A 15869-nucleotide genomic window follows, 5' to 3' on the forward strand; every position below is an offset into this window, starting at 1 on the left:
CCGATAATCGGTTCGGACCGGCCCGTCGCTTGGTCTCGTGAGGAGTGGTCAGCCGGATGCCTCGCCGCCGATGCGGTCCGCCAGCACGGGCACGAGCTCGTCGAGCAGGAACGGCAGGCTCAGCACCGTCACGAACGAGGTCGCGGCGCCCACCGGGTCATCGGAATCGGCGAAGATCTCCCGCCCCTCGGTGTGCACGGGCAGCGACTGGTACAGCGGGCCACCGACCTCATCCGCTTCGCCCGAGTCGATCCACACGATCACATCGACATCGAGCAGGTCGACCTGCTCCTCGCTGAGGCTCGCCCCGAATGAGTCGCCTGCGATGTCCGCGATTCCCTCCGGCAGCTCGAACCCCAGCTCGGTCAGGAACCGGCCGCGCGGGTCTTCTGGGCCATAGACGAAGACGCCTTCGTACGGCATGGCCATCACCGCCGTCGCGTCGGCGAACTCCGGGTGCTCGGTGCGCACCGCTTCGAACTGAGTCTCGACATCGGTGACGAGATCTTCGGCCTCGTCCGGCATGCCGACGGCCTGGCCGACGGTGCGGGTGAGCTCCTCCCATCCGATGCCGTAGTCCACCAGCCCCTCCGGCTGGGCGACGGTGGGGGCGATATCGGAGAGCCTCTGATAGTCCTCCTCGGATATGCCGGAGTACAGCGCGAGGATCAGGTCCGGATCCTGTTCGAGGATGCCCTCGAAATCGAGGTCCTCCGAGCTGTCGATCACCTCCGGCAGCTCCCCGCCGGCCGCCTCGAGTTCGTCTGTCGCCCATGGATTGATGGCGCCGGGCTGCGCGCTGAACCATTCCGTGGTGGCGACCGGCACGATCCCGAGGGCGAGCAGTGCGTCCTGGTCCATCAGCCCCACCGTGGCCACCCGCTCCGGCTGTTCGGAGATCGTCGTACTGCCATAGGTGTGCTCGACGGTCACAGGGAAGGACGTGTCCGCAGATGCTCCGCTGCTCTGCTCCTCCGCTGCTCCTCCGCCGTCGCCGACGCCGCACCCTGCGACGAGGAGCAGCCCTGACGCCGATGCGGCCAGGAGCGCACGACCGACCGCACTCAGGTGCGGAGCTCGGCGGGGATCCACGCGGCCCCAGCTCGTCTGTGCCCTTCGAATGCCGAATCTGCTCACGCTGTCGCTCCCGATTCCTCGTATCTCGTGGTCGAACACCCGGTGCGTGCCACCGTTGTCCCAGTATTTAGCCAAGCCTACCCTTAGTTACTCTTCTCCGACCACATGGCCGATGGCGACCGGGAGGTCTCCTCAAGACGGGCGTTCGGTGCCTTGCGCTGCACGGTCGGCACGAACTCACCTGCCCGTGACGGCCTGCTGTCCGGGCTCCGACGCTCGCCACAGTCGCGCGTAGACGCCGTCCGCGGCGAGGAGGTCGGCATGGGTGCCGACCTCGGCGATCCGGCCCTGCTCCATCACGATGATCCTGTCGCAGGCGGCGGCCTGGGACAGCCGGTGCGCGATCACCAGCCCGGTCCGCCCCTCCAGCACTCGTTCGGCGGCACGGTCGAGGACGCCGGCGTCGGCCGACCCCGCCTCGGCGGTCGCCTCGTCCATGATGACCATCTCCGGGTCGGTCAGAATGATCCGGGCCAGGGCGAGCTGCTGGGCCTGTGCCGAGGTCAGCTCGTCTCCGGCAGCGCCCAGAGCGCTGTCGAGGCCATCGGGCAGCAGATCGAGCAGGCCGGCTGCGCCGGTGGCCTCCAACGCTGCCCGGATGTCTTCGTCGCCGGCCTGCGGAGCCGCGAGAGTGAGGTTCTCCCGCAGCGTGCCCGCGAACACGTGAGACTCCTGGGTGATCATGGCGGTGCTCCCGGAACGCAAGACGGATCCGCTCGTCGGAGCGTGGATGCCCGCCAGCACCCTGGCGAGAGTCGTCTTCCCCGCGCCGGATGCGCCGACGACCGCTACTCGCTCCCTTGTCCCGATCGAGAGGTCGACGCCGTGGAGCACCCGCTCGTCGGCGTAGGCGAAGGTCACCTCGCGCAGCCGGACCTTCGCCTCCGTCACCGCCGGAGTCTGCTCGGTCTGCTCGGTCCGCTCGTCGGGGTGATCACCGTGTCCGGGGCCGGTCATGGTGATCACCCCGACGATACGACCCAGTGACGCGAGCGCCGACTGAAGCACGTCGACGACCATCAGCAGCTGGTTGATGGGACCGAACAGCCGCAGGAAGAACAGCATGGCGGTGGTGGCCGCGCCGATGGTCGAGTGTCCGGCGCTGATCAGCAGGTAGCCGGCGGCGAGGATGCCCGCCATGCCGAGGTACTCGGCGAGGTTGAGGCGCCCGAAGAACATGTTCTGCACCGTGCGGGCCCGCAGGCTGTGACCGACGACGGCCCAGGAGGCCCCGAGCACCGTGTCGTGACGGCGTTCGCTCAGCCCGAAACCGAGCACGGTGTCGCGCCCGCGCAGCGATTCCAGAATGTGCTGGGCACGCTCGCCCATCGCGGCGCGCTCGGCCTGGTAGACGGGCGGTGCGGTGGAGAGATACCAGCGCAGGGTAAGGACGTAGACGGGCAGCGTGACAGCAAGCGCCGCTCCGTAGCGCCAGTCGAGGGCGGTCATCCCGCCGAGGGTGACGATGATCGTGAACCCCGCGCTCGTCAGCGCCGGGACCACCCGAGGTGCGGCGTCGGCCACCTGGGCGACGTCGTCGCTGGCGCGGGCGAGGAGGTCGCCGGTGCCGGCCCGCTCCACGACGCCCTGCGGCAGCGTCATCGCCCGGGCGACGAGCCGTTCGCGCAGGTCGGCCAGGATGGCCTGGTAGGCACGGGCGGCCAGCACGATCGTCAGCGCGGTTCCCACGGCGCCGGCGATGGCGGCGCCGACCGCCGCGACGGTGATCATGGCGACTGTGCCGAGACCTGCGGCACCTGCCTCGATGAGGTCGACGAGGGCGCCGAGCATCGCGGGGAAGAGCAGCCCCAGTGCGGCCGAGAGCAGGCCGAGGCCGATGGCAGCGGCGAGCACGAGCCGGTGCCCATGGCTCGCCCGCCGCAGCTCTGTCCAGATCTCCCGAGCCCCGGCGATCGGCAGGATCGACGCGCTCACGGCACACCCGCCGTCGCGCGGCGCAGGTCGACGACGCGATCGCATCTGCTGAGCAGGGCCGGGGACGACGCGATGAGGAGCGTCGACCGTCCGTTCCGGATCTCGCGCAGGCGGTCGGCGATGGCCGTCTCGGTCACCGCGTCCACCGATGTCGTTGGGTCGTGCAGCACCAGTACCGGCGCGTCGACGGCGAGCGCTCGCGCCAGGGCCACACGCTGGCGCTGCCCGCCGGAGAGACGGCCGCCGTTCTGGCCGACCTGGCGTTCCCGGCCGCCGTGTGCGGCTGTGGAGAAGTCGTCGCACGCCGCGGCCGTCAACGCGGCCCGTCTGAGTCCCGGCGGGGCGCCGGGCACGTCGAGGTTCTCCGCGATCGTGCCGCTGAACAGCACGGCCTCGTGCGGTGCCACCGTCACCCGCGATCGGTAGACGGCCCGGTCGAGCTGCCCTGCGGCGATGCCGTCGATGAGCACGCGCGTCTCCCGGGCCTCCGGGTCGAGCAGGGCCGCGACGATGCGCGCCGCCACTCGATCGTCAGCGTGGACGCCCACGAGTTCACCCGGCTCCACCCGGATCTGCTCATCGTCGTCGAGGCGGAGCTCGACCGGCGGCAGCGCGGACGGGGCGGCCGCGTCGGCGCCCAGCTCGTTCGGAGGCGCGGGGCGGACCGAATCCGCCAGGAGGTCGAGGATCCGTCCGCCAGAGGCGACGGCGGTGGCCCACCAGGTGACCGTGTCCGAGGTCAGCATGTTCAGCGGCGGCAGCAGCACCTGGGCGAGGCCGACGACGGCGATCAGCTCGCCGACGCTGATCCGCCCGTCGACGGCGAACCACCCGGCCAGGCCCGCGACGGCGGCGACGAAGGCACCGCTGACCGCGTTGCTCCCGGCGAGATATCTGCCCAGCGCGCCGACGCTGCGGTGCGCGCCGGAGAGAGCCGCACGGCTGGAGCTCCGATACCGCCTGGTCGCCTCGTGTTCGGCACCGACGCCCTTGATCACCCGGTAGCCGGCCACCAGATCGGTGGCCTGCCCCACCGCCGCCGCGAGCAGCGTCTGCGAGCGGTGCCTGCTGCGGGCGAACGGACCGCTCATCGCTCCCATCGCCGCCACGGCCACGGGCGCGCCGATCGCGACGGCCACGCCGAGCGGCCAGTAGATCACGAACAGCGTCACGGCGATGAAACCGATCCCCACCAGGCTGCCGATGGGGAACACTCCGATCGTCACGGCCAGGGACAGCCCCGAGACGTCGTTGGTCGCCGTCGACAGGACGGCTCCGTCGGCCTGTCCGATCGTCCGATGCCGCGGATGCAGTGCAGCTGCCGACAGCATCGAGCGCAGCCGGTGCTGCGTCAGCTGCACGGCCCGGGTGGAGAGCAGGGCGGCGAAGCGGAACCCCAGTGACAGCATCAGGAAGTCCAGGCCGAGCACGAGCAGCCAGAACCCGGTCTGCCTCATGTCTCCACTCGCCAGTCCCCGGTCGATCGCCAGCCCCATCACCACGGGGACCAGCGCCTCGCCGACCTGGTGGACGGTGGACAGGAAGGCGGCGGGGAGCGTCAGCTGCCGAGCCGCGAAGATCGTCCTGAGCGTGAACCGCCGTGCCGTCGTCCCCTCGCCCGACGTCAGCGGTGCGGCGACGGGCGCCTGTCGCGGCGGCCGGCCGAGCACCGGCAGCCAACGTGTCAGCCGTCCTCTGCCCAGACCGGCGGGATCGTCGCCGCGTCGCCTATGGATCGACATGCACAAGCACCTCGTCCTCGAGCCGGTCGAGATACTCTGCGGCATCCGAATAGCTTCGGATATTGGCGTGGACCTCGTAGACGTCTCCTGCCTGGGCTGCTGGCAGCGCTTGGAACAGGCTGTTGCCGAAGACCTCCTCCAGCGGCGGCCACGTGCTTCCGTCCGCGTTGGCCGGGGTCAGGATGAAGTCGGCCCCGCCGAGATACTCGTCCACGTATTCGAGTGAGTAGTTCCCGTAGCCGAAGGCGGCACGTTCCTCGCCCGGCTCCGGAACCTCCGGAGCGATCGCGATACCGAGGTCCCTCAGCGTCGCTCCGATCTCACCGGTCTGGAACAGAACGGCGAACTCGGCATCGCCGTCACCGGCGGTGATCGCGGCCCACTGGCGGTCGAATATCACCTCGGCATAGGACTGCTGCAGATCGGCGATCGTGGTCTCATATGCGTCGCGCGTATTGGCCAGTGCGTCCTGCGCACCGGTCGCATCCGCGAGGCCGTCGACGACCGTCTGCCAGTCCCCGCGACTGTCACCGAAGTAGATGGCCGTCGGCGCGATAGCAGACAGCTGCTCGTAGACCTCCTCCTCGATCTCGTAGGCATCGCCCACGATCAGGTCCGGCTCGGCAGCGGCGATGGCCTCATAGTTCAGCTCTCCGAACGATCCGACCGTCTCCAAACCGTCGATGAACGCATTCTGCTCATCGGTGTACTCCTGCGCCCACCGGCTGTAGTCCTGGGCAGCCACCGGCGTGACATCGAGCGATTGCAGCTGCCACACGGTGTTGTACGAGACTGCGGCGATGCGCTGAGGATCGGACGGAACCGTCACCTCGCCGTAGTGCGTCTCGATCACCCGCGTGTCCGCAGGCCCGGCATCGTCCGCCGGCGCCGCACCGGCGGCGCAGCCGGCCACCAGAGCGAGGACCGCCCCGGCGGCGACGGCGCCCAGCATCCGGATCTGTGCCGTGTTCCTGGCTCCGCGTGCCGCGGACATGTTCGCCCTCATGCCGCGACCATCTCCTCGAGCCGGCGCGCCAGCGCGCACGCAGCACGGGCGAGCCCGTTGTTCAGCGTGAGGTCGAGGCTGTGGACGTTCCCGCTCTGGGCCGCAGGCAGCCGCCGGAACGTCGGGGTCTGGCCGAGTGCCGGGCGCTCATCGAAGGCATAGATCGCCAGCGTGTTGGCTTCGGAGACCCGGTCGAGGTTCTCCGGCGACAGCTCGTAGTAGCCGTTCTCGTGGGCTCCCGGCTCATACTGCGGAACGGCGATTCCCAGATCGGCAGCGACCTCATTGGCCTGTGACTCTGTGATGACCCACAGGCCCCCGTCGTCGAGGGCCGTGCCGAAGATCAGCGTCGTCGCGTCGAGCTGGGTGCCGGATCGGGCGCGGATCTCGGCGACGAGGTCGTTGTACCGCTCGATCTCCTCATCGACGACCTGATCACGCCTGAGCCTGGACGCCTGGTCCCGCATCGTCTGTCGCCATCCGGTGCTTCCGGACGCCACCGCCAGGACGGGCGCGATCTCCGACAGCCGTGAGTTCCCGTAGAAGTCGCCGACCCATGCAGCCTGTCGCATCACGATCAGATCCGGTTCGAGAGCGGCGATCCTCTCGTAGTCGGGTTCGTTCGTCTCGGCGAAGTCGAAGGTCTCCAGATCAGCGGGCATCAGATCGCCGAACTCGTCGAAGAGGGCTCCGTCGCGGCCGAAGAAGAAGCCGGAGGCGATGACGGGATACCCGCAGGTCAGGGCGAACTCCAGGTCGGCGCGGCCCTCGACCACGAGAACCCGTTGCGGATCGGCAGGGATCCTCCCGGAGAACTCCAGATAGTCGTAGTCGATCAGATCGTCTCCGGCCCCTGCCCCCGTTCCGCTGTCGGGGCTGCATCCGACGAGCACTCCCGCCATCGTCACTGCGCCCAGCCCGAACAGGTGTCGGCGGGTGATGTCGGCCCGGTTCGACGAGCGGCGGGAGCGCAGGGTGCGTGCACGGCGGACAGAGCGCAGGGCACTGCCCGAGCGCGGCCGCGACAGGATTGCGGTCATTTGTTGTTCCTCTCTCGATGACTGCTCGACCGGGGGCGCGGTGTGCGCCGCCGGCGGTCAGGCGCGGTCCCTGCCCAGCGGAACCACGGTGGGCTTGCCGACCACCGGGTCGGGTACCACGACGCAGCGCAGGCCGAAGACCTCCTCGACCAGGTCTGCCGTGACGATCTCGGACGGGGGCCCTTCTGCGACGACCGCACCATCCTTCATGGCGATCAGGTGACTGGCGTAGCGGGCGGCGTGGTTGAGATCGTGGAGCACCGCGACGAGCGTTCTGCCTTCTCTGTGGAGGTCGGTGAAGAGCTCGAGGAGATCGATCTGGTAGGCGATGTCCAGGAAGGTGGTCGGCTCGTCCAGGAGCAGGATGTTCGTCTGCTGCGCCAGCACCATGGCCACCCAGACGCGCTGGCGCTGCCCACCGGAGAGCTCGTCGACCAGACGCCCGGACAGCGGGCTCACCCCGGTGGCCTCCATGGCCTGTGCCACCGCGTGCTCGTCGTCCTCGCTCCACTGCCGCAGCAGGCCCTGGTGCGGGTAACGGCCGCGCGCCACCAGATCGGCGACGGTGATGCCGTCGGGGGCCAGGGAGGACTGCGGGAGCAGCCCGAGCCGGCGGGCCACCTCTTTCGCCCGGTAGCCCGCAATCGTCCGACCGTCGAGCACGACGTCTCCCGATGCCGGCTTCAGCAGCCGGGACAGCCCCCGCAGCAGCGTCGACTTGCCGCAGGCGTTCGCTCCGACGATCACGGTGAAGGACTCGTCGGGCACGGTGACGGAGAGCGTCTCGGAGATGATCCGACTGTCGTAGCCGAGCGTGGCCCGGTCGGTGTAGAGACGTGCCGATCGCTGGCCGGAGGCGTCGGTGACGACGCCGGCACGGGTGTCTGTGGTGGTCATGTGCGCCGCCTTGCTTCGTGGATGAGGAGCCAGACGAGGTAGCTGCCGCCGATGACGACGGTCACCACACCGACCGGCAGGGATGCGGGAAGGGCATGCTGGGCGAGGATGTCCGCGACCAGCAGGAGAAGTGCTCCCATCGTGGCCGCCGGAATCAGGGTCACCCCGGGTGTGCGAGCCAGCCGACGGGCGATCTGCGGTGCAGCCAGCGCGATGAACGAGATCGGCCCGGCCGCGGCGGTCACGGCCGCGGTGAGTGCCACGCCGGTGACGATCAGGCCGAGACGGAGCGGTTCGATCCTCACGCCCAGCGCCTTCGCCGCATCATCGCCGAGCTCGATCTGGCGCAGTCCGGATGACTGAGCTGCGGCGACCAGCATGAGCGCCGCGATCGCTACCGATCCAGCACCCGCCTGCGCCCAGGTGATGCCGTTGAGGCTGCCCGCGTTCCAAACGGCGGCGCTCATCGCGACCTCCAGGTCGGCGCGCAGCATCATCCAGGTGTTCAGGCTCGCCAGCATCGCTGAGATGCCGATGCCGACGATGATGAACCGGAAGCCTTGGACCCCCCGCCGGTAGGCGAGCATGTAGACGAGTGCGGCGGTCAGGATTCCCCCGACGAGCGCACCGGCGGCGACCTGCAGATAGGAGCCGCCGATCACGATGATCACCACCAATGCGCCGGTGAAGGAGCCGGTGGAGAAGCCGATGATGTCCGGGCTCGCGAGCGGGTTGCGGGTGAGGCTCTGGAAGATGGCACCGGAGACGCCCAGCGCTGCACCGAACACGAGCGCGGCCAAGGCTCTGGGCGCTCGCCACTCGACCACGATGAGGTTCGCCGTACCGGCCTCCTGCCCGGTCAGCGCGAGCACCACGTCGGTGAGCGGGACCGGATAGTCGCCGAGGGTGAGCGCCACCAGGGCGAGCACGACCGAGATCCCCGCCAGCACCGCCGCCGTCACCGCACTGCGCACGGCGAAGCGGCCGCGCAGCCGCCCCGCCCTGACCCGGACCACGGCATGCCCGAAGTCGACGCGACCTGGCGCGTGCCGCGAGCCGCTGAGCTGCGTACTCATAGACCGCTCGCCTTCCGGCGGCGGATCAGGACGATCAGCACCGGGGCGCCGACGAACGCGGTCACGATCCCCACCGGCACCTCGCCGGGCCGCAGCACCACGCGCCCGAGCACATCCGAGATCAGCAGCAGCGCGGGAGCGAGCACGAGCGTGTAGCCGAAGATCCATGGCTGCGAAGGGCCCGTGATCCAGCGGGCGATGTGCGGGATCATCAACCCGATGAAGGCGATCGGCCCGGCGATCGCCGTCGCGCCGCCCGCCAGCAGAGTGACCGAGACGACGACGGCGATCCGCGTCCAGAGGATGTTGGTGCCCAGTGAAGCGGCGAGGTCCTCCCCGAGTGCGATGGAGTTCAGCGGGCGCGCGACCAGCAGCGCGATCAGCACCCCGGCGCAGAGGAACGGCAGCACAGGGAGCAGGATGTCGTAGCCGCGCCCTGCGATCGCTCCGGCATTCCAATGCCGCATCTGATCGAAGGCGGTCGGGTCCATCAGCGTCATCGCCGTGGTGATCCCGGAGAGCACGGCCCCGAGCGCGACGCCCGCCAGAGTGAGGCGCACAGGATCGGCCGGCCCGCGGCCCGCCGAGCCGATGAGATAGACGGCGACCGTGACCGCCAGCGCTCCCGCGAAGGCGAACCAGACGTATCCGAGGATCGTCCCCGCACCGAACACGGCGACGCCGATCGCCACGAAGAAGGCCGCCCCGGCGTTGACCCCGAGGATCCCCGGATCGGCGAGCGGATTACGGGTCAGCGCCTGGATGAGCGCACCTGCTACGCCGAGCGCGGCACCGACGGCGAGTCCCACCACCGTGCGGGGCGCGCGCATCTGCACGACGATGACGTGTTCTTCGACCGCCTCCGAGTAGCTGAAGATCGCGTCGAGAATCGCCGGCAGGGGGATCTGCTTGGAACCGACCGCGACGGACAGCAGTGCTACGGCGAGCAGCACCAGGAGGAGGGTGATCAGACCGATCAGCCGCATCCGGTTTGTGCGAGCCACTCCCTGGGACGGCGATGCGTCCGAGGAACGGGAGGCTGTGATGGATGAGGTCATGGGCCCGCCTCACCTCCGTGGCTGAAGGATGTAGACGGTGTTCGCCTGCCCGACGAGGTCGGTGTCCGCCACCTGCAGTCCGGCGGCAGCGGCGAGCGCCCGATACTCGTCGTCGGTGCGCTGCCCTGCACCGTAGAGCGCGAGGTCGCGCAGATCGGCCGCGGCGCTCTCCTCCTCCGGCGCGGCGGCGTCGATCGGTGCTTCGAGGAGCAGCACCTGACCGTCGCCACGAAGACCCTGTCCGGCTCGGTGCAGCGTGTGCACAGCCTCGGCATCGGTCAGTCTGCTGAGCTGCTGCACGAACAGCACCGCATCGGGCTCGGTCTCGACAGCTCCGTTCGGCTGCTCGACCACCTGCACCCGGTTGCGGCGGACCGCGTCGCCCAGCGACTCGTCCAGCTCGGCACGCAGCGGCTCGGTCTGCGCCGGGTGGGCGACCAGGGTGAGCCGCATCTCTTCGTGGCGGCGGAGCACCTCCTGGGCGATCACGTTCCCCGCGTCGGCATGCACCAGCATATGGGCGACCCCGGAGATCGCGGCACTCGCCGCGAGAGCCGGGGCGAACAGCTGCGCCTGCCTGCCCGCCTGGTCGAGGAGCGTGCGCTGGAAGCTCGGGTCCTCACGCAGCCGTGCCCCCCGGAGCGCGTCGGCTCGGTGGCTGCTGCCCTCGCCGCGTGCGGCTTCCAGCAGATCGGCGAACGCCAGATCCTGACGGGCCTCGGCCCCGTTCAGATCGAGCCGGTCCGTCACCATCTCGTTGGCGAGGAACTCTCCGAGCTCGGTGAGACGGTAGCGCCCTCGGGATGTGCAGGAGAGCAGCTCGACCGTGGTCAGGTACCGCAGCAGCCTTTCGAGCGCGGCGGGGGTCGAGCCGGTGCGGTGGGCCAGCCCGTCCAGATCGTCCACGCCGCGGGCGATCAGCTCTCCGATGCCCAGCGTGGCGGCGACCCGGATCGCGAACGGCGTGGCCAGGTTCGCCATGGCCTGGAACCGGATGCCCGGGAGCTTCTCCGCTGCGTCGATGTCGGGGAGCGAGGGATCGTCCCGACGCGTGCGCACCTCGCGCCGCCGCCAGTACCCGACGTGCTGGAGCGCCTCTTTCGGCACACCGCGATCCTCCAGGAGATGCCAGCGGATCCGGCGGACCGCCTGCGTCTCGGCGGCCACCCAGGCGAAGGCGGCTCCCGGCCACCAATCGAGCCCGGTCACGGCCTCGTGCAGCAGCTGCCCTGGTTCGGCCTCGTGCCGATGGATCCAGGTGATCGCAGCGTCTGCGGCAGTAGGCAGCTCCTGCTCGTGGAGGTGGTCCGGCACTTCGATGAGCGCCCTGACCCGGTATCCCTCGGGCAGCTCCTCCAGGCAGCGGCCGATCGCAGGCAAAGCGGTCTCGTCGCCGATGATGAGGAGCCAGTCCGTGCTGTGCGGAAGCCCGAGGCTGCGCCCCGGACCAGCGATGTGGATCCGGTCTCCGACGGCGCACCGGTACGCCCAGGTGGTGGCCACTCCGGTGCCATGGCGGACGAAATCGACGTCCAGCTCCGCAGCCTCCCGATCCCAGCGCCGCACAGTGTAGCTCTTCATCAGCGGCCGCTGGCCGGAGCCGAACTCGAGCCGTGCTGCCTTCTGCACCGGCAGCAGCACCTCACTGGACCCGGGATAGGGAAAGTACAGCTTGATGTGGTCGTCGAAGCCGGTGCTGCGGAACTCCGGCATCTGAACCTCGCCTGCATCGAAGGGACGCAGCTGCTCTCCGGTCAGCGTCACCCGGCGCATCCGGGAGTTCACGTCACTGACCCGCAGGACGCTCAGTTCACGGAGCGCGACCGGATAGACATCGCTGTCTCTCAGGAGCGTGCGAGCCATAGGAGTTTCCTTTCACGTACTGGTACGGCGCCCGGCAGGGCGTCTGTGCTGACCTGGGCCGGATCAGCCCGCGGTCAGGCAGGCCTCGACTTCGTCGGCGACGATCTCGGCAGCCAGCGGACCGCCCTGGAACCATGCCGCGAACTCCTCGGCCACACAGACCTGGCCCTCCTGGACGGCTGGGACCTGCTCCCACAGAGGTTGGGAACGCAACGCCTCCAGATCGGCCTCGCTGTCCGGGACGATGTATATCCAGTCACTGGATATCTCAGTCAGGCTCTCTGCGGAGATGACCGACCACGGAACCTCGTCGTCTTCGGCACCCTCGCCGAACGTCGGGTCGATCAGAGGTGCTTGTTGCAGGCGCTGGATCACCGACGAGCTCAGCGTGCTGGACGTGTCGTAGAAGCGCAGCTCATCGGGACGTGCTCGCAGCATCGCGACAGTCTGCCCGCTTTCGGGAAGCCGCGCATCGATGCCGGCCACGCGGTCTTCGAACGCTGCGACGCTCTGCTCCGCTTCGTCTTGGAGATCGAGGAGTTCGCCGAGCTCGGTGATGTGCTCGGTCCACCCGAGCCCCCGACCCTGATCGTCCACCCGGTGGTAGGCGACCGTGGGCGCGATGTCCTCAAGGACGCCCAGATTCTCGCTGACGATATTGTCGACACCGACGATCAGATCTGGTTCGAGTGCCGCGATCGCCTCGAGATTCGGTTCCGTGGAAGTACCGGCGACGGTGAAGTCATCGGGAAGATGCGTGCTCACGTAGTCCGGGACCTCACTGATCCCGCCCCACAGGGCAGCACCCACGGGTGTGATCCCCAGAGAGAGCATCATGCCCAGCCCGGCCGAGTTCATCAGCACCACCCGCTGCGGATCTGCGGGAATCTCAGCAGTGCCCAGCGCATGCTCGACCGTGCGCGTCCCCTCCTGGCCGCCGCCCTCGGGTGAGGCATCTGCCCCGCTCTCGCCGCAGGCGGATAAGGCAAGCGCACCGACGACGGCACCTGCAGCGGCAGCGGAGCGTCTCCACCGAACACCAGAAACAGACACAGAGATCCTCCTAAGCATGATCGGTCCCACATTCATCAGATCTTCATCGCCCCCGACTCTCGTCTCCGCCCGACGCGAGCGAGCAGATGGCGCGGCATCGAGCTCTGTCTGCCTCTCCGCAGCGGCGGCCGTGTCTTTCGCAGTGCGTCTCCAACGATCACTCCAGCGCCGCAGCCATCTGCGGGACGAGCTCCTCGATGGCGTACGGGATGGACAGCACCGTGTTGTAGCTGATCGCGCCGCGCTGATCCATGGTCGCGTTGATGATCGCGTTGTTGCGCGCCACGTCGAGGCGCGTGATCAGCTCGCCATCCTCGGTGATGTCGTGCTCGGGATCGTCGCTCAGCGAGATCAGCAGGTCGCCGTCGAGTCGGTCCACCTGCTCGGCGGAGATATCGACGAAGAAGGACTCTCCGTCGTCGAGCTCGGCCACAGCCTCCGGCAGCTCGAAGCCGAGCGACTCCAGGAACTGCCCACGCGCATCGCCAGGCAGGAACGCGTAGTACCCGTCATCGGACGGCAGTACGACTGTGCCCGTTCTGCCGGTGAACTCGGGGTGCTCCTCGATGGTCCGCGCGAGGAGCGCATCGACTTCTTCGCTGAGCTGGCGGCCCTGTTCAGGGCGTCCCATGGCGGCGGCGATGAAGTCGGTGGCCTCAGCCCTCGAGACCTGGTAGTCAGCGGTCCCTGCGGGACGTGCCAGAGTGGGCGCGATCTGGGCCAGCCGTTCGTAGTCGTCGTCCCCGAGCCCGGCAGAGACGGCGACGATGAGATCCGGCTCCAGAGCGGCGAGCTGCTCGAAGCTCGGTCCTGCTTCCGATTCGATCCGGACACGTTCCTCGTCGCCCACCAGATCGCGCGCCCATGGACCCAGACCGTCCTCGTAGAACGTGTAGCCGCTGTTGGCTACCGGGACCACACCGAGAGCGAGGATCACGTCAGCATCTGTGGCGCCCAGAGCGACGACCCGTTCCGGCGACTCCTCGATCGTCACCTCCCCGAAAGCGTGCTCCAGGGTGACAGGGAAGACGTCGTCCTCTCCGCCTCCTTCGTAGGAAGGAACGGAGGACGAGCCGCCGTCCCCTTGCTGGGTGGCGCACGCCACCAGCAGTGCGCACGCGACCGATGAGAGCACGATGGCCGATGTCGCCCGACGGTGCATTCGGAACATTCATCCTCTTTCAGAGCGGCGGACTTCAGCGATTCGATCTCGCGTGGCGATTCGACGGCATGGCGGTTCCGCACCTGATGTGACTCTCAGCGTGCCCCTCTGCCTATGGTGAGGCTACCCTTACTTGGCTGTCAGCTCAAACTGCAGCGTCTGATGCACGTCTTCCGGATGTGGACGCAAAGAAGCGCGGGCCCGGCCAGAACGTGAGTTCTGGCCGGGCCCGCGCTTCTGCGTCGGTCAGTTCGCGGCGTCGTACGCCTCGAGGATCGTCGCCGGAACGCGGCCGCGGTCGGAGACGGTGTAGCCGTTCTCCTTCGCCCAGGCGCGAACGGCGCCCAGGTCGCGTGAGTTGGCGCCGCGTCGGCGAGGCCCCTTCGGCGCGGCACCGGTCGCGCGACGGCCGGCCGAAATGTACGGTGCGAGTGCGTCGCGAAGGTCGTTCGCGTGCTTCTCGGTCAGATCGATCTCGTAGCTTCTTCCGTCGACGGCGAAGATCACGCTTTCGCCCTCTCCGGGTTCGAGAACGGTGCCGTCGAGGTCGTCAACAAGCTGATGCACAATTTTTCGAGCCATGCGGGAACAATAGCATTTCCGCATGCACTGTGCCATTCAATATCCGCGTTCTCAGTACTTTGATAAACGCGTCTCGCAAGGCGTCGACGCCGGCGGTTTACTCCGGGCTCTCCCATACGCCACTCGATCCGCGACGATGGCTTCCCATCAAATGGGTGTCGACGATTCCGATCGCCTCCATCAGCGCGAACATCGTCGTCGGCCCCACAAAGCGGAACCCGCGCCCGCGCAGATCTCTTGCGAGAGCAATCGACTCCGGCGATGACGACGGCACTTCTGCGGCTGTTGCCGGGGTGGGCGTCTGGTCGGGCTGATGGCTCCACACCAGCTCGGCCAGGCCGCCGTCCGCGCGCAGCGCGACGGTCGCCGAGGCATTGTCGATCGTGGCCAGGATCTTCGCCCTGTTCCGAATGATCCCGCTGTCTGCGAGGAGCCGTGCGACATCAGATTCATCGAACTCGGACACGGCGTCCGGATCGAATCCCGAGAACGCCGTTCGAAATGCCGGTCGCTTGCGCAGAATGGTCGCCCATGACAAGCCGGATTGGAATGCCTCGAGGCTGAGGCGCTCGAACACTCCGCGCTCATCTCGCACGGGAACTCCCCATTCCGTGTCGTAGTATTCGCGGAGCAGCTCATCTTTCGATGCCCAGAGCGGGCGGGCCAGCCCGTCTTCTCCTGTGACGAGATCGGTCATTCGCCGTTCCTTCCTTCTCGGGCGTTCAGCGCGGCATTCACGGCGCGTTCTCGAGTTCCAGCTCGACCAGATAGCGCTTCGCATCCTCATTGCCGCCGTACTCTCCGAGCGAACCGTCCGCGCGGACGACCCGGTGCACCGGCACGACGAGGGAGAACGGCGTCGTGCGGCACGCCGTTCCGACGGCGCGTGCAGCACGAGGGCGCCCGGCAAGGGCAGCGATCTCCCCGTAGGACGCGGTTTCGCCGTAGGGGATGTCGCACACGGCGCGCAGAGCGTCGCGGGCGAAACCATGCGTCAGCCGCCAGTCGAGGTCGAAGTCGAACACACGCCGCTGTCCGGCGAAGTACTCGTCGAACTGCCTGGACGCCTCATCGGTGCACGACGGGTCGACCTCGCAGATGACTCCATGATCGTGAGCGAGACGTTCGACGGCCGTTTCGGGCGCCCCGATGGCGAGCGCGACGAGGCCGACATCGGAGAACGCGAGCACAGCGGAGCCGATCGGCGTCTCGACGACGCACGAGCGGTAGGACGACAGGGGAGGCATGGATCCATCATGACTGCTGCTTCCGACACTGATCGGTGCGAACTCAGCGGCAATCCCGCGAAACTCCGAGG

At 68.5% G+C, this 15869-nt stretch carries 14 protein-coding genes; all 14 read right to left on the reverse strand.

All coding sequences use genetic code 11. The annotated features are described in order from the left end of the window. Positions 1 to 48: 48 nt before the first annotated feature. Positions 49 to 1092, reverse strand: a complete 1044-nt coding sequence (locus DZG09_RS16080; protein ID WP_205529209.1) for an iron-siderophore ABC transporter substrate-binding protein — start codon at positions 1090 to 1092, stop codon at positions 49 to 51. A gap of 222 nt (positions 1093 to 1314) precedes the next feature. Continuing rightward, entirely contained in the window at positions 1315 to 3072 is a 1758-nt protein-coding gene (locus DZG09_RS16085; protein WP_240424114.1) for an ABC transporter ATP-binding protein, read from the reverse strand. Further along, positions 3069 to 4814, reverse strand: a complete 1746-nt coding sequence (locus DZG09_RS16090) for an ABC transporter ATP-binding protein (protein WP_119698765.1) — start codon at positions 4812 to 4814, stop codon at positions 3069 to 3071. Before DZG09_RS16090 ends, DZG09_RS16085 begins: the two co-directional genes overlap by 4 nt. Continuing rightward, positions 4801 to 5808, reverse strand: a complete 1008-nt coding sequence (locus DZG09_RS16095) for an ABC transporter substrate-binding protein (protein WP_162893367.1) — start codon at positions 5806 to 5808, stop codon at positions 4801 to 4803. Before DZG09_RS16095 ends, DZG09_RS16090 begins: the two co-directional genes overlap by 14 nt. Before the next feature lie 8 nt (positions 5809 to 5816). Further along, on the reverse strand, positions 5817 to 6860 hold the full coding sequence (locus DZG09_RS16100; RefSeq protein WP_029153890.1) for an ABC transporter substrate-binding protein: 1044 nt from the start codon (positions 6858 to 6860) through the stop codon (positions 5817 to 5819). Positions 6861 to 6917: 57 nt separating this feature from the next. Then, complete coding sequence (locus DZG09_RS16105) at positions 6918 to 7757, reverse strand: ABC transporter ATP-binding protein (protein WP_119698767.1); 840 nt, start codon at positions 7755 to 7757, stop codon at positions 6918 to 6920. Further along, a complete protein-coding gene (locus DZG09_RS16110; protein WP_119698768.1) occupies positions 7754 to 8833 on the reverse strand; it encodes a FecCD family ABC transporter permease in 1080 nt (359 codons plus the stop codon). The genes DZG09_RS16105 and DZG09_RS16110 overlap by 4 nt, the downstream gene beginning before the upstream one ends. Beyond that, positions 8830 to 9891: a FecCD family ABC transporter permease gene (locus DZG09_RS16115; RefSeq protein WP_119698769.1), complete on the reverse strand. Its 1062-nt coding sequence runs from the start codon at positions 9889 to 9891 to the stop codon at positions 8830 to 8832. The genes DZG09_RS16110 and DZG09_RS16115 overlap by 4 nt, the downstream gene beginning before the upstream one ends. 9 nt (positions 9892 to 9900) lie before the next feature. Further along, positions 9901 to 11754, reverse strand: a complete 1854-nt coding sequence (locus DZG09_RS16120) for a siderophore-interacting protein (RefSeq protein ID WP_119698770.1) — start codon at positions 11752 to 11754, stop codon at positions 9901 to 9903. Positions 11755 to 11817: 63 nt separating this feature from the next. Further along, complete coding sequence (locus DZG09_RS16125) at positions 11818 to 12807, reverse strand: ABC transporter substrate-binding protein (protein WP_162893368.1); 990 nt, start codon at positions 12805 to 12807, stop codon at positions 11818 to 11820. 157 nt (positions 12808 to 12964) lie between these two features. Next, positions 12965 to 13978, reverse strand: a complete 1014-nt coding sequence (locus tag DZG09_RS16130; protein WP_205529210.1) for an iron-siderophore ABC transporter substrate-binding protein — start codon at positions 13976 to 13978, stop codon at positions 12965 to 12967. A gap of 237 nt (positions 13979 to 14215) precedes the next feature. Beyond that, positions 14216 to 14551 carry a histone-like nucleoid-structuring protein Lsr2 gene (locus tag DZG09_RS16135; protein ID WP_119698773.1) on the reverse strand — a complete coding sequence of 112 codons (336 nt, stop codon included), beginning with the start codon at positions 14549 to 14551 and terminating at the stop codon, positions 14216 to 14218. Between the two features lie 97 nt (positions 14552 to 14648). Then, a complete protein-coding gene (locus DZG09_RS16140; protein WP_119698774.1) occupies positions 14649 to 15248 on the reverse strand; it encodes a DNA-3-methyladenine glycosylase I in 600 nt (199 codons plus the stop codon). Positions 15249 to 15285: 37 nt separating this feature from the next. Then, positions 15286 to 15798: a methylated-DNA--[protein]-cysteine S-methyltransferase gene (locus tag DZG09_RS16145; protein ID WP_119698775.1), complete on the reverse strand. Its 513-nt coding sequence runs from the start codon at positions 15796 to 15798 to the stop codon at positions 15286 to 15288. Positions 15799 to 15869: the final 71 nt, after the last annotated feature.

This window comes from Microbacterium halotolerans (assembly GCF_003569805.1).
GTDB classification, from domain to species: domain Bacteria; phylum Actinomycetota; class Actinomycetes; order Actinomycetales; family Microbacteriaceae; genus Microbacterium; species Microbacterium halotolerans.